The organism is Pseudomonas sp. CF161 (genome assembly GCF_000416215.1).
GTDB lineage: Bacteria > Pseudomonadota > Gammaproteobacteria > Pseudomonadales > Pseudomonadaceae > Aquipseudomonas.
Genome location: NZ_ATLP01000103.1, coordinates 1 through 19,599 on the forward strand (window position 1 = coordinate 1; position 19,599 = coordinate 19,599).

Annotated in this window: 18 protein-coding genes and 1 pseudogene; 3 read left to right on the top strand and 16 right to left on the bottom strand. The window is 62.7% G+C overall.

From position 1 onward, the window contains the following. Positions 1 to 681 precede the first annotated feature (681 nt). Positions 682 to 1,026, top strand: a complete 345-nt coding sequence (locus CF161_RS23030; RefSeq protein ID WP_020299021.1) for a DUF3077 domain-containing protein — start codon at positions 682 to 684, stop codon at positions 1,024 to 1,026. A 68-nt stretch (positions 1,027 to 1,094) separates the two neighbouring features. Here the strand turns inward: CF161_RS23030 and CF161_RS23035 are convergent, their stop codons facing one another. Both CF161_RS23035 and CF161_RS23040 read right to left on the bottom strand, forming a co-directional pair. Beyond that, positions 1,095 to 1,400, bottom strand: coding sequence for a ribbon-helix-helix domain-containing protein (locus tag CF161_RS23035; RefSeq protein ID WP_020299022.1), 306 nt, complete (start codon positions 1,398 to 1,400; stop codon positions 1,095 to 1,097). Between the two features lie 15 nt (positions 1,401 to 1,415). Beyond that, positions 1,416 to 1,997, bottom strand: a complete 582-nt coding sequence (locus tag CF161_RS23040) for a DJ-1/PfpI family protein (RefSeq protein ID WP_020299023.1) — start codon at positions 1,995 to 1,997, stop codon at positions 1,416 to 1,418. A gap of 148 nt (positions 1,998 to 2,145) precedes the next feature. Between CF161_RS23040 and CF161_RS23045 the strand changes: the two are divergent. Beyond that, a pseudogene (locus CF161_RS23045) lies at positions 2,146 to 2,352 on the top strand (EamA/RhaT family transporter); the annotation flags it as partial. A gap of 54 nt (positions 2,353 to 2,406) precedes the next feature. On the opposite strand, the gene CF161_RS23050 reads toward CF161_RS23045, so the two are convergent. The 11 genes from CF161_RS23050 to CF161_RS23100 all read right to left on the bottom strand — a co-directional run bounded on the left by CF161_RS23050 (position 2,407) and on the right by CF161_RS23100 (position 13,587). Then, complete coding sequence (locus CF161_RS23050) at positions 2,407 to 3,621, bottom strand: SAM-dependent methyltransferase (protein WP_020299025.1); 1,215 nt, start codon at positions 3,619 to 3,621, stop codon at positions 2,407 to 2,409. A 223-nt stretch (positions 3,622 to 3,844) separates the two neighbouring features. Then, positions 3,845 to 5,299 carry an NAD(P)-binding domain-containing protein gene (locus CF161_RS23055; protein WP_020299026.1) on the bottom strand — a complete coding sequence of 485 codons (1,455 nt, stop codon included), beginning with the start codon at positions 5,297 to 5,299 and terminating at the stop codon, positions 3,845 to 3,847. Beyond that, the gene (locus tag CF161_RS23060; RefSeq protein WP_020299027.1) at positions 5,296 to 6,003 is read right to left on the bottom strand and encodes an ABC transporter ATP-binding protein; all 708 of its coding nucleotides are present in this window, start codon (positions 6,001 to 6,003) and stop codon (positions 5,296 to 5,298) included. Before CF161_RS23060 ends, CF161_RS23055 begins: the two co-directional genes overlap by 4 nt. Beyond that, positions 6,000 to 6,752, bottom strand: a complete 753-nt coding sequence (locus tag CF161_RS23065; protein ID WP_020299028.1) for an ABC transporter ATP-binding protein — start codon at positions 6,750 to 6,752, stop codon at positions 6,000 to 6,002. Before CF161_RS23065 ends, CF161_RS23060 begins: the two co-directional genes overlap by 4 nt. Next, positions 6,752 to 7,756, bottom strand: coding sequence for a branched-chain amino acid ABC transporter permease (locus tag CF161_RS23070; RefSeq protein ID WP_020299029.1), 1,005 nt, complete (start codon positions 7,754 to 7,756; stop codon positions 6,752 to 6,754). Before CF161_RS23070 ends, CF161_RS23065 begins: the two co-directional genes overlap by 1 nt. Further along, positions 7,749 to 8,663, bottom strand: a complete 915-nt coding sequence (locus CF161_RS23075) for a branched-chain amino acid ABC transporter permease (RefSeq protein WP_043230205.1) — start codon at positions 8,661 to 8,663, stop codon at positions 7,749 to 7,751. Before CF161_RS23075 ends, CF161_RS23070 begins: the two co-directional genes overlap by 8 nt. 102 nt (positions 8,664 to 8,765) lie before the next feature. Next, positions 8,766 to 9,893 (bottom strand): ABC transporter substrate-binding protein, encoded by a 1,128-nt coding sequence (locus tag CF161_RS23080; protein WP_020299031.1) that lies wholly within the window; start codon positions 9,891 to 9,893, stop codon positions 8,766 to 8,768. A gap of 729 nt (positions 9,894 to 10,622) precedes the next feature. Beyond that, complete coding sequence (locus CF161_RS23085) at positions 10,623 to 11,237, bottom strand: TPM domain-containing protein (RefSeq protein ID WP_020299032.1); 615 nt, start codon at positions 11,235 to 11,237, stop codon at positions 10,623 to 10,625. A gap of 29 nt (positions 11,238 to 11,266) precedes the next feature. After that, positions 11,267 to 12,040, bottom strand: a complete 774-nt coding sequence (locus tag CF161_RS23090) for a YgcG family protein (protein WP_020299033.1) — start codon at positions 12,038 to 12,040, stop codon at positions 11,267 to 11,269. Between the two features lie 27 nt (positions 12,041 to 12,067). Further along, positions 12,068 to 12,979: a YgcG family protein gene (locus tag CF161_RS23095; RefSeq protein ID WP_020299034.1), complete on the bottom strand. Its 912-nt coding sequence runs from the start codon at positions 12,977 to 12,979 to the stop codon at positions 12,068 to 12,070. Continuing rightward, positions 12,979 to 13,587, bottom strand: a complete 609-nt coding sequence (locus tag CF161_RS23100) for a LemA family protein (protein WP_020299035.1) — start codon at positions 13,585 to 13,587, stop codon at positions 12,979 to 12,981. The genes CF161_RS23095 and CF161_RS23100 overlap by 1 nt, the downstream gene beginning before the upstream one ends. Before the next feature lie 238 nt (positions 13,588 to 13,825). On the opposite strand from CF161_RS23100, the gene bglX reads away from it, so the two are divergent. Continuing rightward, on the top strand, positions 13,826 to 16,147 hold the full coding sequence (gene bglX / locus CF161_RS23105) for a beta-glucosidase BglX (protein WP_020299036.1): 2,322 nt from the start codon (positions 13,826 to 13,828) through the stop codon (positions 16,145 to 16,147). A gap of 138 nt (positions 16,148 to 16,285) precedes the next feature. On the opposite strand, the gene CF161_RS23110 is transcribed toward bglX, so the two are convergent. From CF161_RS23110 to CF161_RS23120, 3 genes are all read right to left on the bottom strand, one after another. After that, a complete protein-coding gene (locus CF161_RS23110; protein ID WP_020299037.1) occupies positions 16,286 to 17,443 on the bottom strand; it encodes a phosphatidylserine/phosphatidylglycerophosphate/cardiolipin synthase family protein in 1,158 nt (385 codons plus the stop codon). A 1-nt stretch (position 17,444) separates the two neighbouring features. Continuing rightward, positions 17,445 to 18,026, bottom strand: a complete 582-nt coding sequence (locus CF161_RS23115) for a YceI family protein (protein WP_020299038.1) — start codon at positions 18,024 to 18,026, stop codon at positions 17,445 to 17,447. An 88-nt stretch (positions 18,027 to 18,114) separates the two neighbouring features. Continuing rightward, positions 18,115 to 19,422, bottom strand: coding sequence for an OprD family outer membrane porin (locus tag CF161_RS23120; protein ID WP_043230190.1), 1,308 nt, complete (start codon positions 19,420 to 19,422; stop codon positions 18,115 to 18,117). Positions 19,423 to 19,599: the final 177 nt, after the last annotated feature.

The window sequence follows — 19,599 nt, forward strand, 5'->3', positions numbered from 1 at the left end:
CGTCGATCGTATCCGTCTCTTGAAGATCGGCTTTGCGCAGGAAGGGGAAGCTGACAAGCATCTAGAGCGCTCCTGGGGCCGGGCCGCTACTCGGACAGTGGCAGGCTGTTCGGTTCAAGGGGGAATCGGCGTCGGCTGAGCATCAATCACGCCCTGTCACTGAGTCCTTGGGTTTTAGAGATCTGAGCCTATGCAGGTGTGCAGGACCTTCCATGGCTGAGGGAATCTAGGGCTGAGGTCGAGGGCGGGGATATAAGGAAAATCTGAAACTCACCTGGGACGGAGACGGAGTGCGTTGGCCGTGAGGGGAAGTTCCCGGCCATAGGTGACAGGGCCTTGTACCGCTGAGCCGTGAAGAGGTTTCTCTTTGTTTTGTAGGGTATTTCCTAGAGAATCCAAAACGCCTTTGAGCGGCTTGTACAGCTCATACCGATCCGGCAGTCTCCGTGCGTCGCTGCAAAAACAGCGGCCCGGATGTGGAAGTTCGGGATTGAGTAAGCATGAGTGCTCTTGAGCAAGCGTCGATGCATTTTCATCGACGGCGCTTTATGGCAGTTGTGCGCGGGACACCTTCGGGTGTGCTGGGTTACTCAGTCCCGGTCTTCCACACCCACGCACAGCTGCCACCCCTCATGTGGAAGTGAGCTTGGCAGTCCGACAACGACTGAGTGAGTGACACACATGAAAAAGCACGTCCCCGATCCACCCCACCCACGACGCCGCGACCCGGCACTCGATCGCGCCAACGCCCACCTGCTCCATTCCCTGAAAAACACCCGGCCTCGCCCCTTTGGCCTGCGCGATGCCCAGGGCCATGCGCTGTTCGCGGTGCAACCTGGGGTCAATGCCGAAGACGCGCTGATGCACGTCGCGCTGCTGCTTAAATGCGCCGAAGAGGTGTCTGATGAAATCACCGAACGCGCCAGCGGCATCGAGCGCGGGCTGATCTGGTCCATGGTGCATTCGGTGGAAATGGCCCGGGCGGGGGTGGACGCATTGCTCGAGGGTGCCCGTACCCGCGATTGACGCCGCCTTGTAGCCGCTGCCGCAGGCTGCGCTGGCCGGAGCCGACGCCGCCGACATAGCGCCAGGTGTTACAGGGCGTTGCGCCGAACCACGCTGAGTTCCGGCGTGGCGCTGCGGCGCTGGCTGAGGTAGCGGGTGCAGCTGACGCGCAGGAAGGAAGCGAAGTTCACCACTTCGCCGCGGTAGTCCATGACCTCTTCATACAGCTTGGCGATCAGTTGGTTGGTGGTCATACCGTCTTCCCCGGCGATTTCACTGAGGATGTCCCAGAACTGGTTTTCCAGGCGCAACGTGGTGACCACGCCGCAGATGCGCAGCGAGCGTGAACGGGATTCGTAGAGAATCGGATCGGCTTTGACGTACAGCTCGCACATGCGCAGGGCCCTCCGTTACAGGGTGATTCGGGTGCCCAGCAGGCCGAGGAAACCCGCCAGCCAGCTTGGGTGCGCCGGCCAGGCCGGGGCGGTGACCAGATTGCCCTGAACGTGGCCCTCGGTCACGGGAATATCGATGTACGTCCCCCCCGCCAGTCGCACTTCCGGGGCACAGGCCGGGTAGGCGCTGCATTCACGGCCTTCCAGCACCCCGGCTGCCGCCAGCAGTTGCGCGCCGTGGCACACCGCGGCAATGGGCTTGCCCGCCTTGTCGAATTCCCTGACCAGTTGCAGGACTTTTTCATTCAGCCGCAGGTATTCCGGCGCCCGACCACCAGGAATCAGCAGCGCGTCGTAATCGGCAGCCTGCACCTTGGCAAAATCGAAGTTCAGGGCGAACAGGTGACCCGGCTTCTCGCTATAGGTCTGGTCGCCCTCGAAATCATGGATCGCGGTGCGCACGGTCTGGCCGGCGTTTTTGTCCGGACACACGGCGTGCACGGTATGCCCCACCATCAGCAGCGCCTGAAACGGCACCATCACTTCGTAGTCTTCGACGTAATCGCCGACCAGAATCAGGATCTTTTTAGCGGCCATGGGATAACTCCTTTTACAGAAACACGTGGGCAGAAAGAGTATTCAAGGTAGTCCTAATCTGCCGGCCCGGGTAATACGCGGGTACTACAGGAGCAGCTGCAAGCTTCAAGCTTGTCGCTGAAAGCTTGCCGCTTGCCGCTGCTCTAACGCCGGGCCGGCCATGGGCGGCATTGCCCGGGTCAGTCAGATCCAGCGGTTGCAGATCTTTTTCACCCTCGCCTTTTCCGCGCTGTTGTTTGGCGAGCGCATCGAACCGATCACCTGGGTGTTCGCGGTGGGCGTGATTCTGACCGTGATGCTCGGGCGCAAGACCAGCGTCCGCCCGGCCGAACCCGCGCCAGGGCGGGCCCTGTAACCTCACACATCCTGTAGCCGCTGCCGCCAGGCTGCGCTGGCCAACAGTGGTGGGTTACAGGTAGCCATCGGCCTTGAGCAGGGTTTCCAGGCAGTGTTCGCTGATGTGATAGAAGGCTTTGAGCTCTTCGATTTTCAGCAGCAACTGGGCCGGGTCTGCGGCTTCGGCGCGTTTGACGGCGAGGATCATTTTGTTTTTGTTGGTGTGTTCCAGGGAGATGAATTCGAAGACTTTGGTTTCATAACCACAGGCCTCGAGGAACAGCGCGCGCAGGCTGTCGGTGACCATTTCTGCCTGCTGGCCCAGGTGCAGGCCGTATTGCAGCATCGGCTTGAGCAGCGCCGGGCTCTGGATTTGCAGACGGATCTGTTTGTGACAGCACGGCGAGCACATGATGATCGCCGCGCCGGAGCGGATCCCGGTATGGATCGCGTAGTCGGTGGCGATATCGCAGGCATGCAGGGCGATCATCACGTCCAGCTCGCTGGGGGCAACGCTGCGCACGTCGCCACACTTGAACACCAACCCCGGATGCTCCAGGCGCGCCGCAGCGGTATTGCACAGGGTGACCATGTCTTCACGCAGCTCGACCCCGGTGACTTCAGCCGGGGCCTGCAAGGTGTTGCGCAGGTAATCGTGGATGGCAAAGGTCAGGTAGCCCTTGCCGGAACCGAAGTCCGCCACCCGCACCGGCTGCGCGAGGTTGATCGGCGAGGTGGCCAGGGCGTGGCTGAAGACTTCAATGAACTTGTTGATCTGCTTCCACTTGCGCGACATCGCCGGGATCAGCTCGTGCTGCTTGTTGGTCACCCCAAGATCCGCGAGAAACGGCCGGCTGAGGTCGAGAAAACGATTCTTCTCACGGTTGTGCTCGGCCGACGGCACTTCACGCTGCTGCTGGGGCTTGCCCTTGAACAGCGAACTCTTGCCCTTTTTGCTGTATTCCAGCTGCACCTCATCGGTCAGGGTCAGCAGGTGCGCGTTCTTGAACGAGGCCGGCAGCCACTGGCCGATCAACGCCGCGCCCTCCTCCAGGGAGAAGTTCTTGGTGATGTCCCGGGTCTTGTAGCGGTAGACGAAGGACAGGCACGGCTGCTCCTTGACCGTCAGTTGCTTGATGATGATGCGCTGCAGATCCGCTTCGTCGCCCACGTACTTGGCCAGAACCAGCTTGATAAAGGCGTTCTGCGCCAGGCTGGTGTCCAGCAAGGCCAGAAACTGGGCATGGTGATCCGGCGCCGGACGGCTGGAGGTTGCAGTGACAGACATGGGGGACGGGGCCTCGGGCGATACGCGCGGTGATTCAAAAGTGGCGGGTATTTTAGGGGGGATGGCCCGTCGGGGCACGGAGTTATTGACCCAGCGGTGTTTTTTCCACGAGCCGAGGCCTGATCAGGGCAGGCGTTCGAGCCGCCCCGCCGCTGGGTAGCGGTTGCCAAACGCCCGGCGCAACGGGCGACAAGAAATCGCCCGGCGCCTGGCAACCCGAGGCTTAAAGCGCCGGTTGAGCGCCTGATGCGCGGTGGAAGTAAGGGGTGGTTTCCAGCTCCCACTCGTTCTCCCAATCCACCAGCCGTTGCTGATACGCACCGAAACCCTCCTGAAAAAGCTGGGCCACAATGTGCCGGGCAAGGCGTTCGGCGGCAGCGGAAATCGCCGGGATATCCGAGGCAATCGAACCAAAGCTCAGGCTCGCGGCGTGGTTGAGCAGGTGCACCCGGTTCAGTTCGGAGGCACCGTCGGCCAGCCCGCGCTCTTGCAGTTCAAACCCCGCCCCCAGCCACGGAAACAGGCCCAGGTGCGGCCGCTCGGAACCGGCAGCCGGTACAAAGCGGTCACGCCACAGCGCCACGCGCCCGGCCACCTGGTCAAACAGCGGTTCACGGGCCAGGTCAACGCGAAAGCCGGTCCCGGCAATCAGGAAGTCCGCGTGATCGGTGCGCTCGGCCAAGGTCAGTTGCACCTGCCCGGCCTCCTCGGACACGGCCTCGAACCGCGAGTCGAAATTCAGGGTAAAGCGCTCGCCCCCAGCCGCCAGGGTTCGCAGTACGGTTTCATGGGGCGGTGGTGGCGGCATGTCGTCGAGGTAGGCCGAGACCGCCCATTTATCCTGCGCGGCGAGCCCGTGCCAGCCCTCGATAAAGCCCGGATAAATATAGCCCCGGGCCTTGTTGATCTGCGGCAGATAGCTGCGCCGGGCATACAGGGTGACCTGCGCGGCGCCGTGCTCCAGCGCTGTCGCGGCGTTGTCCCAGGCCGAGGAACCGGCACCGATCACCGCCACGCGGCGCCCGGCCAGGGCGGCAAAGTCGATCGGGTCGCAGCTGTGGGCCGCCCGGGTCGGAAACAGGCCCGGATCGATAAACCCAGGCAGGCTCGCGCCCCCCGTCCCCGAGCGCCCGGTGGCGATCACCAGGCGCCGGGCAATCAGGCTGCGCCCGTCCTCGTGCTGCAGGGTGACGGTCTGCGGCCCCACCGAAAAACGTCGGATCGCCGCGTTGTGTTCAATCGGCAGGTCGAAGGCCTCGGCGATCCATTCGAGGTAGTCCTGCCACACCGCATTGGGAATCTTGTACAGCGCCTCCCAGGCCTCGGGGCTGTAGGTCGCTTCGTACCAGGCGCGAAAGGTCAGCGCACGGATCCCGAAACTCAGCCCCGGCAGGTCTTTGGGCGAACGCAGGGTCGGCATCCGCGCATAGGTGGTCCAGGGCCCGCTGCGGCCGGGTGGCTGGCTGTCGAACAGGCGGACGTTGTGCACGCCCTTGAGGATCAGGGCCACGGCGGCGGCAATGCCAAACATGCCCGCGCCGATAATCGCGACATCGGGCAGGTCGAGTCCGTCGGGGCCCTTGCGCGCGGCCGTCCAGGCCGCACTGGGCAATTTCAGGTAGGCCAGCTCTTCGCGCAGGCGGCTCGTGGCCAGGGCGTTGGACGTTGTGTGCGTCATGGGTGGTAATGACCTCCGAGGTAAGCGTCGACAATCCGTGGATCGGCGGCAATCTGCGCGGCCGGTCCTTCAAGCGTGATATGGCCGCCGTCCAGCACCGCCGCGTAGTCGGCGACCCGCAGCGCGGCCTTGGCATTCTGTTCCACCAGCAACACGGTGAGGCCGGTGGAGCGGATGTGCTGGATCAACCGAAAAATCTCCCCCACCACTTTAGGCGCCAGCCCCAACGAGGGCTCGTCCATCAGCAGAATCCGCGGCCGGCGCATCAAGGCCCGGCCGATGCACAGCATCTGCTGCTCGCCGCCGGACAACGAACCCGCCAGTTGGTGAAAGCGCTCGCCGATCACCGGAAACAGATCCAGCACCGATTCAGCCTCACGCATGCCATAAGGCCCACCGCCCACCAGCAGGTTTTCGCGCACGGTCATGTTGGAGAAAATCTGCCGCCCTTCCGGCGTCTGCAGAATCCCCTGCTGCACCCGTTTGTGGCTGGGCAGGCTGTTGATGTCCTGGCCATCGAGCAGGATCTTGCCGGCGCTGGCCTGGTAGATCCCGGAAATCGCGCGCATCAGGGTGGTCTTGCCCGCCCCGTTGGCCCCCAGCACGGCGATGATGCTGCGCTCGGGCACGGCCAGGCTGATGCCGTGCAGAATGTCGTGGGTGCCCAGGTTGATCTTCAAGCCCTGGATGTCGAGGATGTTCATTCCCAATCAGTCCCCAGATAGGATTCCAGGACCGCCGCGTCGCAGCGGATGGCCGCCGGCGGCCCATCGGCGATCTTTCTACCGGAGGCGAGCACCAGAATCCGCTGACAGATCGACATCACCAGGTTCATGTCGTGCTCCACCAGCATCACGCTGAGCCCGGTGCCGTGCAGGCGCTGGATACAGGCCGCAAGCTCGGCGGTTTCGGTGTCGTTGAGCCCGGCTGCCGGCTCATCCAGGATCAACAGCTCAGGCTGCATCGCCAGGGCCCGGGCAATTTCCAGGTACTTGCGCTGGCCGTAGGAGAGATTGGCCGCCAGCTGGTTCGCCAGGTGCTGCAACCCGACCGCCTCCAGCGCCTGCCAGCTCTGCTCCGAGATCCGTCGCCGACGCTCGCCACGGCCGAAAATGGTTTCCACCAGGCCCTGGCCGATCATCCCCGTGGCGCCGACCGAAACATTGTCGAACACGGTCATGTTGGGAAAGATCCGCAGGTTCTGGAACGTGCGCGACAAACCGAGCCGAGCGACCACATGGGGCGGCTTGCCGGTCACATCGCGGCCCGCAAAATGCACGGTGCCGGCACTGACCGGAACGAACCCGGTGATCAGGTTGAACAGGGTGGTCTTGCCGGCCCCGTTGGGGCCGATCAGCCCCAGCAACTCGCCCTTGGCCACATGCCCCGAGACGTTATCGATGGCGGTAAGCCCGCCGAAACGGCGAGTCAGTCCGTTGAATTCAAGGAGCATTATTTCCAACCCACCTTTTTGCCCGCATCGGTTTTCCAGGCGCCGCCCAACAACCCGCGCGCCAGGCTGATCGCCGGCACTTCACCGCACAGGCCCTTGGGCAGGAACAGGATGGAGAGGAACATGACGCTGCCGACAATGATGTTGCGCAAATCGCCAAAGCCGCGCAGCGCTTCCGGCAGCAGGACCAGCAGCAGCGCGCCGATGATCGCCCCCGGCAGGCTGCCCAGGCCGCCCACCACCACCATGGCCAGGATCAGGATGGTTTCCGAGAATTTGAAATCGTTCGGCGAGATATAGCCCGTGGTGTAGGCCCAGAGCGCGCCGGCAATCCCGGCGAAGAACGCCGCCGCCGTGAACACCTGGGTCTTGAGCCGCACCGCATCGATGCCCATGGCCGCCGCGCACTGGTCGTCTTCGCGCAGGGCACGCAGCGCATTGCCGTAATAGGAGTAACTGAGGCGGTAGATGGCCCACACCGACAGCGATACCGTCACGGCCACCACGTAATAGATGCCGGTGTTGTCGGTGATCTCCCAGCCAAACAGGTCCATGGGGGAAAACAGCGTGACCCCGTTCGGGCCGCCGGTAACCGGAACCCAGTTCATCAGGATGATGTTGATCATCTGCCCGATGGCCAGGGTCGCCACCGCAAAATAGATGCTGACCAGGCGCATGGTGGGCAGCGCCACCAGCAGGGCGATCAACGCCGAGCCCAGGCCCGCCAGGGGCAGCGCCAACCAGAACGGCACGTGATAGGCCACCCCGGCCAGCGCCGCCAGGTAGGCGCCGACCCCGTAGAACGCCGCTTGCCCAAGGTGCAGCAGCCCGGTCACACCCGAGACCAGGTGCAGGGACGAGGCCAGCAGAATGAAGATCAACGCCAGGCTGGCGAGCTGGTAGTAATAGCCGCCACCGTGAGCGTGCAGGGCCAGGGGCACGGCAACGAATACCAGCAGCACCAGCGCGGCGATCACCGCGGCGGGAACAAAGCGCTCAGACACGTTCGCGCCCTCCGCCGAACAGGCCCCGGGGAAAGAAAATCAGGGTCAGGATCAGGAACAGGTACGGCACCATGTCCGCCCATGCCGAGGGCATGAAGGTGGTGGCCATGCTTTCTGAAACGCCGAGAATCAACGCGCAGATCACCGCGCCGGGAATCGACACCAGGCCGCCCATGACCATCGCCACGAATGCCTTGATGCCCGGGGCAAAGCCCATCGAGGGAAACACCGAACCGTAATAGAGCCCCACCAGCAATCCGGCCACCGCGCCCATCAACGACCCCAGGACAAAGGTCGAGACGATGGTGCGGTCGACATTGATCCCACTGTATTTGGCCCCCAGGGGGTTATTGGACACCGCGCGGATCGACAGGCCGATCCGGGTCTTTTTCAGCAGCAGTTGCAAGCCGATCAACATGCTGGCCGACACCGCGAAGATCACCACGTCGCCACTGACGATGGTGATGCTGCCCAGGACAATCGGCGTATTGAGCATGTAGTTGAAGGGGACGGGCTGCATCTGCGAGCCCATGACCAGTTCCAGGCCCTCGCGCACGATGATCGACAGCGCCAGGGACGACATCAGCGTCGATTCACGCATGGCCCTGGACTTCAGCGAGGCCTCGTCGGAAAAACGCCGGAACGGCTTGAACGCCAGCCGCTCCAGGCCAAAACCCAGCGCGGCGCCCACCGCGGCTACCAACAGCACCACGGCGGCCAGGGGCGGGGCGTAGGCACCGATGACGAACAGCCCGGCCACGGCGCCAATGGTGTAGACCTCGGAATGAGCGAAGTTCACCGCGTTCAGCACACCGAAGATCAGGGTGAAGCCAATAGCCACCAGCGCGTAGGTCATGCCTTGCGACAGGCCAATCACCAGTTGCTGGAAATAGTAGGAATCGATCACGGGAAACGCCTCGAACAGGTACGGCTTAATCGCCGACGCAGACACCTGCGCCGGCTTCTGGGTGTTTCCACACAGTTGAATGCAAGGATTAGCGATCCGCGATCAGTGCGCCGAGGGCTCGAATTTGCCGTTCACGACTTCAACCTTGACCAGGGACTTGTGCGGTTCGCGGTCAGCATCAAAGGTGGTGGAGCCGGTGACCCCGGGAAAGTCCTTGGTCTCTGCCAGCGCCTGGCGCACCTTGTCCCGCGTGGCGTCAGGGTAGGTCCGCGCCACGGCGGCGAGCATGATGTTGGTGGCGTCGTAGGCCTGGGCCGGGAATTGTCCGGGCTCCTCGCCGTTGCGCACGGCCTTCCACGCGGTCACGAAGTGGCGCACGTTTTCCGCATCCACGGTGGGCAGGAAGGTCGAGGTCAGGCGCAAGCCATCGGCGTCTTTACCCGCCAGCTTGATCAGTTGCTCGTTGTAGGCCGCCGAACTGGAGAACACCGGAGCCTTGACCCCCAATTGGTGCAGCTGCTTGAGAAACTGCGCCGCGTCCTCGTAGAAAATGGCGCCGTAGATGGCGTCGGGGTGCACCCGGTCGACCTTGGTAATCAGCGAACGAAAATCGGGAATGCCACGGTTGAAGTACTCGGAGAACACCACCTCGATCCCGTTTTCCTTGGCCTTTTTCTCAAACGCCTGCACTGCTGACTGACCCCAGTCGGTCTGCTCGCCAATCACCGCGACCTTCTTGAAACCCTGGGACGCGATCCAGTCGGCGTTGAACGGCCCCTCCTGGTCCTGGTTGGTGATATTGCGAAATTGCCACTTGGAAATTTTGGTGTAGTCGGGATGGGAAGCGGTCTGGGACAGTTGCGACAGACCGGCACGCTTGTACACCTGGGCCGAGGCCATCGACACCGTCGAGGTGAAATCCCCCAGGACCCCGACAATGCTTGGGTCGTCGGCGAACTTGCGGGCAATCGACACGGCCTCCTTGGCATCGGAGCGCGAGTCTTCGAACACGATTTCAACCGGCACCGGGATGCGACCCGACGCGTTGAACTCCTTGAGGGCGATTTCAGCGGCGGCCTTGAAGTCCTGCCCGTATTGGGCGGTATTGCCGGTCAATGGCAATTGGTAGCCGATGCGCACGCTCGGCTGCGCGGCCTGGGCCATGCCCGCCCCGGTCAACGCCAGCGCCAGGAGTGCCAGGCTCGACACGGCTTTTTTACGAATATTCATCAATCCCCCAAACCCTAAGTTAAAAAACCGTCACACGCTGCAAACAGCAAGCACACAGCCACCTGGCCGCCATTGAAGAAACACTAAGTTCCCCGGCAGTTACCCGATACAAACACTTGATTAATCGACCTCGGCACACTCACTCGGAAGTTGCACCGCCCTGGGCAACTTCAATAATAAGAAGACCGACCTGCAGGACTCCCGCTGCGAACTCGATGATTAATTCCCGGATGCCCCCTGCCGTATCTTTTACCGATACGGACAACTCGGGATCGAGTAGCGACAACCAGGAAAGGCCGCCGCGCAATGGAGGCAGCCAACGGCGGCAACCGCTCAACGATGCCCTGCGGAGCACAGGATAACGACTACACTTATTCCGCTCTAATATTATTTTTTGCTTTTATATTCAAATATCGAATAAGCAAAGTTTTGTTTCCTGCTTGTTACAACGCAGAAAATTTCAGCGGGCAAAGGGTTTATCCAACATCCGATCCAGGCCATGTCCCATGGCGGTATTCAAATGTGGGAATAAGTGCCTGAACTTGAGGAATACTGTTTTTACTACTTTAGTCGTAATTAACGGCATCAAACCGGTCTGAAAAGCATTGCACTTAATCAGCCCGGTAACCGGCAATAGCCCGCCTGGCGGGAACTATTGCCGTTTAATCAATGCTGACTTCAAACAGCCCCCAACTACGACTTTCGAAGCATAAACCGTCGACAATCGATTCAACCCAGCACCACCAGGCGATTGGGCAGCTCATTACGCACCTGGGTCACCGGCACGTGGACCTTGAGCAATTCGCCGCAAGCGTCGATGCAGTTGATAAAGCCTTGCAAGGTCTGGCCCTGCTTCACCTGCTGAGTGAAGGCTGCCACCAGCGGCGCCCAGGTCTGGTCGGGCAGGCGCCGGGAGATTCCTTCGTCCACCAGGATCTCCACGTAGCGCTCGGCCTCGCAGACGAAGATCAGCACCCCGGTGCTGCCCACGGTGTGGTGCAGGTTCTGCTCGAGAAATTGCCGACGGGCCAGGTTCGACGCGCGCCAGTGGCGGACCGAGCGCGGGATCAGGTGGGTGGTGACCTTGGGAATGCGAAACACCAGGCACAGCACAATAAAGGTCGCCCATTGCGTCAGCAGCAAAGTGTAGGTGCCCATCCAGCCGAACAGATGAATGACCCCGGGCACGATCAGCGCCAACAGGCTGGCCCAGAGCAGCGGAATATAGGCGTAATCGTCAGCGCGGGCGGCGAGCACGGTCACCAGCTCGGCGTCGGTCTGCTGCTCGACCCGGGCAATCGCCTCGGCGACCTGCCGTTGTTCGTATTCACTCAGTAATGCCATGTCGTCCAATACTCGCTGATTATTGTTGGTTACCAACCGCCCGACGCGCCACCGCCGCCAAAGCTGCCGCCGCCGCCACTGAAACCGCCGCCGCTTGAGCCGCCCCCCGAACCGCCGCTGAACCCGCCGCTGCCTGAGCCGCCGCTGGAACCTCCTCGGCCACCGCCGCTGGGCAAGATCCCGAGGAACTGCAACACCATCAGGGCGAGGATAAACAGCATCACCAGGAAGATGAAAAAGAGCGGGTGCCGCTCGACAAAATCCTTGTCACTGACGCCGGCATCGGAGCCCGAGTCATAGGCCGTGCTCGCCTGCTCCAGCGGCGTACCGCCCAGCACCAGCAACATGGCGGCCACACCGTCCTTGATGCCTTTGCTGAAGTCGCCGGCCTTGAACGCGGGCGTGATCACCTGGTTGATGATCACCGAGGCCTGCGCGTCCGTCAGCCGGTCCTCCAGGCCATAGCCCACCTCGATGCGCAGCTTGCGTTCGTCGCGGGCCACGATCAGCAGCGCGCCGTTGTTCTTGTCCTTCTGGCCGATGCCCCAATGGCGCCCCAGCAAGTAGCCAAAGTCCTCGATCCGGGCGCCCTGCAGGTTGGGCACGGTCACCACCACCAACTGCTCGCGGGTGGCCTGTTCGTGGGCTTGCAGCTCCTGGGTCAGGAAGGCTCGAACCGCCGGCTCGATCAGTTGCGCGTCGTCCACCACCCGGCCGCTCAACTCCGGGAACTTCAGCTCGGCCCGGGCCGTCACCGCCAGCACCCAGAGCAACAGCACCAGGCTTACTTTAATTGCTCGCATCAGCACCTCGTCCTTTCGTGATCGCCGTTACCAACTGCCGGACGCTCCGCCACCGCCAAAACTGCCGCCGCCGGGGCGCAGGCTGTCGCCGCTGTCGCTGGAACCTGCCGAACCGCTTGAGCCCTCATAGCTGCCCGTACTGGCGGAAGCGCTGTCACGGCGACTGCTGCTCGAAGCGCTCCTGGAGACGCCCGGTTGATACTTGCCCCGGACAAACTCGATATCCACCACCTGGCGCAACAACAGAAACAGCAGCCCCAGCACCACCGCCAGCAAGCCAAACAGGAAAAAATCCTCGCGGTGCTCGCTCTTGAGCTGCTCCTGGTCGGTTTCGACCCTGGCCAGCGCTGGCCGACGCAAGGTGTCCAGAATAGCCTTGGTCCCGTTGATGATCCCCTGGGCGAACTCACCCTGGGCAAAGTCCTGGCCCATGCCGGCAATAATCTGCGAAGCCAGGGCATCGGTCAGCAGGCCCTCAAGCCCGTAGCCCACTTCAATGCGCATCTTGCGCTCGGCGCGGGCCACGATCAGCAGCACGCCATTGTTCAGGTCCCGCTGGCCAAGGCCCCAATGTCGCCCCAGTTGCACAGCGAATTCTTCAATGCTGTTGCCGCGCAGGCTGTCGAGGGTGACCACCACCACTTGGTCGCCGGTGCGTTTTTCATGGGCCGCGAGCAACGGCGTCAGGTAGCGAATGCTGCTGGAGCCGAGCAGGCCTGCACCATCCACCACCCGCCCGCTCAACTCGGGAAACAGGCTTTCCAGGGGCGCCGGCGTTTCATCCCGCGGCGCCGGCTCGGGCACCGGCTCAGGAGCGGCCTTGCGCAAATACAGCCCCGGTTTTTTGGCCGGGAATTCAGGTTCGGCAGCGATTGCACCATTGGCCAGCAGCGCCAGCGACAGCAGCACGCCGTGCAGCATGCGCGGCAAGCGGCCCATCAGAATTTGACTTGCGGCGCTTTGTCGGCGTCGGGGCTGGTGGCCTCGAAGGTTTCACGAATCGGCAGGTCGCTGTACATCATGCTGTGCCACAGGCGGCCGGGGAATGTACGGATCTCGGTGTTGTACTTTTGCACCGCCAGGATGAAGTCGCGCCGGGCCACGGCAATGCGGTTTTCCGTGCCTTCGAGCTGGGATTGCAGAGCCAGGAAGTTCTGGTTGGCCTTGAGGTCCGGGTAGCGCTCGGAGACCACCATCAGCCGGCTGAGTGCACCGCTCAACTGATCCTGGGCCTGCTGGAACTGCTTGAGTTTTTCCGGGTTGTCCAGGGTCGAGGCATCGACCTGGATCGAGGTCGCCTTGGATCGCGCCTCGATCACCGCGGTCAGGGTGTCTTCCTCGTGCTTGGCGTAGCCCTTGACGGTCTCCACCAGGTTGGGAATCAGGTCGGCGCGGCGCTGGTACTGGTTCTGCACCTGGCCCCAGTCGGCCTTGACCTGTTCGTCGAGGGTCGGAATGTTGTTGATGCCGCAGCCACTGAGCAGGCTGGCGAGCAGCAACAAGGCGGCGACGGGCCAGGTCGAACGCAGGCGTTGGGTGATGTTCATGGGTGGGGCTCCTTGCACAACCTGATTGAGATGAAGCTTTTGCCCGGTTTCACACATCCTGTGGGCAAAAACTGCCTGCGCCACTGGAATGCATCGGGCTGATGGGCTAAAAGATGCCCAGCGCAAAAAAGAGTTCAGAAGTGTGCGGTATTTATCCGAACAACAATAGGCGCTCCCTAAATTTCGGCTGTTCGACCCGTCTCACCGGTGTCGGCTTTAGCCCTTGAGAACAATATTCATGAAGAAGCTGTGTTTGCTGGGCCTGTTGATCAGCCTGGCCAGTCACCCCGTATTGGCCGCGACCTCGGTGGCCACCGTGCAAAACCAGCCAGCCCAGGGCGCGGCCTTGCAAGACAAGGACGCCTTTGTCGCCAACCTGCTGCAACAGATGACCCTCGACGAAAAGATCGGCCAGTTGCGCCTGATCAGCATCGGCCCGGAAATGCCCCGCGAGCTGATCCGCAAGGAAATCGCCGCCGGCCGCATCGGCGGCACGTTCAACTCCATCACCCGCCCGGAAAACCGGCCGATGCAGGACGCCGCCATGCGCAGCCGGCTGAAGATCCCGATGTTCTTCGCCTATGACGTGATCCACGGCCACCGGACCATCTTCCCTATCAGCCTGGCCCTGGCTTCGAGCTGGGACATGGAGGCCATTGGCTTGTCCGGGCGCATTGCCGCCCAGGAAGCCAGCGCCGACAGCCTGGACATCACCTTCGCGCCGATGGTCGATATCTCCCGCGACCCGCGCTGGGGCCGGACCTCCGAAGGCTTCGGCGAAGACACCTACCTGGTCTCGCGCATTGCCAAGGTGATGGTCAAGGCCTACCAGGGCGTGAGCCCGAACGCCGCCGACAGCATCATGGCCAGCGTCAAGCACTTCGCCCTGTATGGCGCGGTGGAAGGTGGGCGCGACTACAACATCGTCGACATGAGCCCGGTCAAGATGTACCAGGACTACCTGCCGCCGTACCGCGCCGCCATCGACGCCGGGGCCGGTGGGGTGATGGTCGCGCTGAACTCGATCAACGGCGTGCCGGCCACTTCCAACATGTGGCTGATGCAGGACCTGTTGCGCAAGGAATGGGGCTTCAAGGGCCTGGCGGTCAGCGACCACGGCGCGATCATCGAACTGATCCGCCACGGCGTGGCCAAGGACGGGCGTGAAGCCGCGAAGCTGGCGATCAAGGCCGGCATCGACATGAGCATGAACGACTCGCTGTACGGCAAGGAACTGCCGGGGCTGCTCAAGTCCGGGGAAATCGCCCAGAGCGATATCGACAACGCGGTGCGCGAGGTGCTCGGCGCCAAGTACGACATGGGCTTGTTCAAGGACCCGTACCTGCGCATCGGCAAGGCCGAGGATGACCCGGCCGACACCAATGCCGAAAGCCGCCTGCACCGCAGCGAAGCCCGGGATGTGGCACGCCGCAGCCTGGTGCTGCTGAAAAACCGCAACCAAACCCTGCCCCTGGCCAAGACCGCGAAAATCGCCCTGGTCGGCCCGCTGGCCAAGGCGCCGATCGACATGATGGGCAGTTGGGCCGCCGCTGGCGTGCCTGCACAATCGGTGACCCTGTTCGACGGCCTGAGCCGCGCCCTGGGCGACAAGGCGAGCCTGACCTACGCTCGCGGTTCGAACATCACCGCCGACAAGAAGGTCGTCGACTACCTCAACTTCCTCAACTTCGATGCGCCTGAAGTGGTGGACGATCCACGCCCGGCGCAGCAGATGATCGACGAAGCGGTAAAAGCGGCCCAGGCCTCGGACGTGATCGTAGCCGCCGTGGGCGAGTCGCGGGGCATGTCCCACGAATCGTCGAGCCGCACCGACCTGCACATTCCGGCCAGCCAGCGTGAACTGATCAAGGCCCTCAAGGCCACCGGCAAACCCCTGGTGCTGGTGCTGATGAACGGCCGCCCGCTGTCGTTGCTGGATGAAAACGAACAGGCCGACGCGATCCTGGAAACCTGGTTCAGCGGCACCGAAGGCGGCAACGCGATTGCCGACGTGCTGTTCGGCGACTACAACCCGTCGGGCAAGCTGCCGATCACCTTCCCGCGTTCGGTCGGGCAGATCCCGACCTACTACAACCACCTGACCATCGGCCGGCCGTTTACCCCAGGCAAGCCGGGCAACTACACCTCGCAGTATTTCGATGACACCACCGGGCCGCTGTTCCCGTTCGGCTATGGCCTGAGCTACACCAGCTTCAGCCTGTCGGACATGGCCCTCTCCTCCACCACCCTGAACAAGAGCGGCAAGCTCGACGCCAGCGTGACCGTGAAAAACACCGGCAAGCGCGACGGTGAGACCGTGGTGCAGTTGTATATCCAGGACGTGGCGGGGTCGATGATCCGGCCGATCAAGGAACTGAAGAACTTCCAGAAAATCATGCTCAAGGCCGGTGAAGAGAAAGCCATCCACTTCACCATCACCGAGGACGACCTGAAGTTCTACAACGCCCAACTCAAATACGCGGCCGAACCGGGCGACTTCAACGTGCAGATCGGCCTCGACTCACAGGACGTCAAACAACAGAGCTTCGAACTGCTCTGACGCTGTAGCCGCTGCCGAAGGCTCGGGCCGCGTTCGGACGCTGGCCCGAAAGGACGCCGCGTTAATCCGCAAGTGATGCGCGGTTGCAGAGGGCTGCGCTGGCCGGAGTGGGTGCCGTGTTATTCGCAGGCAATACGCTCAACTCCGACGATTGAGCATATTGACCACCAGCCGGTCGACCCAGCCCCAGATGCGTTGCTTGATACGGCGCCACAGCGGTCGCTGCTTCCAGGCTTCGAGGCTGACTTCCTGGCTTTGGGCAAAATCGGCCTCGAAACTCGCGGTCACCGCTCCGGTCAGGGGCGGGTCCAGGGCCTCGAGGTTGGCTTCCAGGTTGAAGCGCAGGTTCCAGTGGTCGAAGTTGCAGGAACCAATGCTCACCCAGTCATCCACCAGCACCATCTTCAGGTGCAGGAAACACGGCTGATACTCGAAAATCTTCACCCCCGCCTTGAGCAACCTCGGGTAGTAGCGATGCCCGGCGTAGCGCACCGAAGGGTGATCGGTCCGGGGCCCGGTCAGCAGCAGCCGCACATCGACACCCCGCGCCGCCGCCCGCCGCAACGAACGGCGCACCGACCAGGTCGGCAGGAAATACGGGGTCGCCAGCCAGATCCGCCGCTGGCCGCTGTTCAGGGCACGAATCAACGAATGCAAAATATCCCGATGCTGACGGGCATCGGCGTAGGCCACCCGGCCCATGCCCTCGCCCCGCGCCGGGACTTTGGGCAAGCGCGGCAAACCGAAATTCGCGGCGGGTTTCCAGGCCGTGCGGTGGGGGTTGGCGAGCCACTGCCGATCGAACAGGATCTGCCAGTCGAGCACCAGTGGGCCGACGATCTCGACCATGACTTCATGCCACTCGCTGTGGTCGGCCTCCGGGTCCCAGAACTCATCGGTGACCCCGGTGCCGCCCACCACGGCCAGGGACTGGTCGACCAGCAGCAGCTTGCGGTGATCGCGATACAGGTTGCGACCGCCGCGGCGCCAGCTCAGGCGATTGTAGAAACGCAGCTCGACCCCGGCCTCGGTCAGGCGCTGACGCAAGCGCAGGGTAAAGGCCAGGCTGCCGTAGTCATCGAACAGGCAACGCACCCGTACCCCGCGTTCGGCGGCGTGCACCAGGGCCTGGACCATGGCTTCGGCGCAGGCTCCCGCTTCCACCAGGTACAGCTCCAGCTCGACCTGCTCGGTGGCACGCTCGATGGCCGCCAGCATCCGCGGAAAGAAACGCGGGCCGTCGATCAGCAACTCGAAACGGTTGCCTTCACGCCAGGGAAACACCGCGCCGACCATGTCAGCGCGCCGTGAAGATCAGTACCGCACCCACCGGTACCGACAAGCTGATGGCCGACAAGCCGGCGGCCTTGCGCAAGGTCTCGATCCCCGGCGCCAGCTTGAAGTCTTCGGCATCGAGCACCAGCGGCTCCAGGGTCACCACCTGAAACCGCCGATCATCCAGGCGCGTCGCCAGCAACTCGGCGTTGTAGGTGTGCTGCTGGCCATGCAAGTCGACGGTCACCGGCAGCAGCAGCTCGATCTGCGCCCCGGGGGCCAGGTCCTTGATCGGCTGCAGGCTGAGCTGGGCGCTGATGGACGCTTCGGGGTAGGTCTTGATCTCGAACAGCTCTTTGCGCACGCGCTCGTCGCGCAGGGGGATGGCGCTGTTGACCGACTCCAGCTCGACCTGCAACTGGGCCTTGCCCTGCTCATCGACCTTGCCGTGCAGCACGAGAAAGCGCTGCACCTCGGCAATACTGGAGTTCTTGGTGCTGACGAACGACAGGCGGGAAGACTCGTTATCCAGGTACCAGTCGGCGTGGGCCGGCACGGTCAGGGCCCCAAGCAGGCTGAGAAAGAGGCGGATCGAGATACGCATGCAAGCTCCACGCAAAAGAAGGCGCCACCTTAACTGTCCACCCGAGGAGCTGGCAAACTTCACGATCGGCGGGCGCCCACCGGCAAAGCTAGAAGCGGTAGGTATAGCTCAAGTAGAGGCGTTCAGCGTTATGGCTGATGATGCCCGCAGGTCCCCGCGAGACCTTTTGCCGCTCGCGGCCATCAGGCTGGCCACGGGTGCGAAACTGCCCGTGCAACCAGGTCAGGTCCAGGCCCTTGAACAGCCCGTCGAACGAGTATTGCAACACGCTCTGGAATTCACGCCGGCTAAAGCCCTCATAGCCCCGTGCTTGGTCGGAGAAGGCATAGTGCAGGTCGAGCTTGAGGCGTGGCAGGCCGATGTCGCCAAAATCCATGCCGCCCATCAGCTTGAGCATCTGTTCGTCCTCCAGCCCGAAGTAGTAGAACAGCTTGCCACTGCTGTTCCAGGTGCCATGGTCCTGGACGAAGAAGGGCCGGTCATAGTCATCGCCCCAGACCCTGTTCCAGGTCAACCCGGTGTAATAGCGACTGAAGCGGTATTTCAGGGACAGGTCCACATAGCGTGCATCATGGCTGCGCTCCGCTTCATACAGGCCGGGTACGCCCGCGTATTCAAAGCGGCTGCCGGCATCCTCCTGCCGCCCCCACGTGGCATAGACATCCAGGCCGCGTCCGAAAGGCCATTCAAAGCTGCGGGACAGTTTCAGCGAGGAGGCACGCAGGTAGTCCCGAGCCACGCCGTGCTCAAGTTGCAGCTTGCTGCCATCGGGCAGCACATAACCCAGTGCGTAGAGCCGCAGATCATCGATCTTGCGCCCCTGATAGCTGCGCAGTTCCTGGCTCCATCCCGACTCGTTGCGCGGGCTGAAACCGTCGATACGGCTCAGGTTCAAGCTCAGCGCGCCCCGCTCGTAACCCAGGTCCTGGCCCAGGGTGGCCGCCGGCAGGATCCGTGAATAGCGGTCATCGCGGTACAGCTGGTACTGCCGGCTCTTTTTCCCAACACCGGCGCTCAAGGTGCCGGACTCATCGACCCAGCGCCCACGCAGATAGGCCTCCAGGGGCTTGGCGATGCCGTGGGGCTGCTGCACGCTGCGATCAGCCCGAAGGTTGCTGATGTTGTTGGCCTCGTGCCCCACAAGCAAGGCATCGGCCAGGCCGTAGCTGTAGTCAATGCCCAGCACATCGTGGAACCAGCCGGAACTGAAACTCAATTGAGTGGCCTGCACCCATTCATCCCGGGTCGGTCCGAACCCTCCCCCGTCGTTTTCCTTCCAGTAGAACTGGCTGTAGCGCAAGGACGTGCTGCTGTCCTCGAAAAAATCCTCGGCCATAGCCCCGCCGGCCAACAGACACCACAACAACCCGCTCAGACAACTGTGTTCAGCCCGCATGAGATCACCTGTTTTTATTATTGGAATGGGTGTCATGGCCGCCGATGGCGACCCGGCTTCATTTTCGGATTCGGGGGATAAAGGGCAATGGACACTGGTTCCGCAGGATGGAACCCAGTGGGCGCAGGACGTGATTAGGGCGGCGTGTTCAGGGCACCTGGAGTGCCCGCAGGGGGT

Excerpts from the sequence above, each read along its gene's own strand:
- CF161_RS23055 (WP_020299026.1), bottom strand. The coding sequence starts at position 5,299 with ATGACGCACACAACGTCCAACGCCCTGGCCACGAGCCGCCTGCGCGAA.
- CF161_RS23080 (WP_020299031.1), bottom strand. The coding sequence starts at position 9,893 with ATGAATATTCGTAAAAAAGCCGTGTCGAGCCTGGCACTCCTGGCGCTG.
- CF161_RS23030 (WP_020299021.1), top strand. The coding sequence starts at position 682 with ATGAAAAAGCACGTCCCCGATCCACCCCACCCACGACGCCGCGACCCG.
- bglX (WP_020299036.1), top strand. The coding sequence starts at position 13,826 with ATGAAGAAGCTGTGTTTGCTGGGCCTGTTGATCAGCCTGGCCAGTCAC.
- CF161_RS23050 (WP_020299025.1), bottom strand. The coding sequence starts at position 3,621 with ATGTCTGTCACTGCAACCTCCAGCCGTCCGGCGCCGGATCACCATGCC.
- CF161_RS23060 (WP_020299027.1), bottom strand. The coding sequence starts at position 6,003 with ATGAACATCCTCGACATCCAGGGCTTGAAGATCAACCTGGGCACCCAC.
- CF161_RS23040 (WP_020299023.1), bottom strand. The coding sequence starts at position 1,997 with ATGGCCGCTAAAAAGATCCTGATTCTGGTCGGCGATTACGTCGAAGAC.
- CF161_RS23065 (WP_020299028.1), bottom strand. The coding sequence starts at position 6,752 with ATGCTCCTTGAATTCAACGGACTGACTCGCCGTTTCGGCGGGCTTACC.
- CF161_RS23115 (WP_020299038.1), bottom strand. The coding sequence starts at position 18,026 with ATGCGTATCTCGATCCGCCTCTTTCTCAGCCTGCTTGGGGCCCTGACC.
- CF161_RS23120 (WP_043230190.1), bottom strand. The coding sequence starts at position 19,422 with ATGCGGGCTGAACACAGTTGTCTGAGCGGGTTGTTGTGGTGTCTGTTG.
- CF161_RS23100 (WP_020299035.1), bottom strand. The coding sequence starts at position 13,587 with ATGAACATCACCCAACGCCTGCGTTCGACCTGGCCCGTCGCCGCCTTG.
- CF161_RS23090 (WP_020299033.1), bottom strand. The coding sequence starts at position 12,040 with ATGCGAGCAATTAAAGTAAGCCTGGTGCTGTTGCTCTGGGTGCTGGCG.
- CF161_RS23085 (WP_020299032.1), bottom strand. The coding sequence starts at position 11,237 with ATGGCATTACTGAGTGAATACGAACAACGGCAGGTCGCCGAGGCGATT.
- CF161_RS23095 (WP_020299034.1), bottom strand. The coding sequence starts at position 12,979 with ATGGGCCGCTTGCCGCGCATGCTGCACGGCGTGCTGCTGTCGCTGGCG.
- CF161_RS23035 (WP_020299022.1), bottom strand. The coding sequence starts at position 1,400 with ATGTGCGAGCTGTACGTCAAAGCCGATCCGATTCTCTACGAATCCCGT.
- CF161_RS23110 (WP_020299037.1), bottom strand. The coding sequence starts at position 17,443 with ATGGTCGGCGCGGTGTTTCCCTGGCGTGAAGGCAACCGTTTCGAGTTG.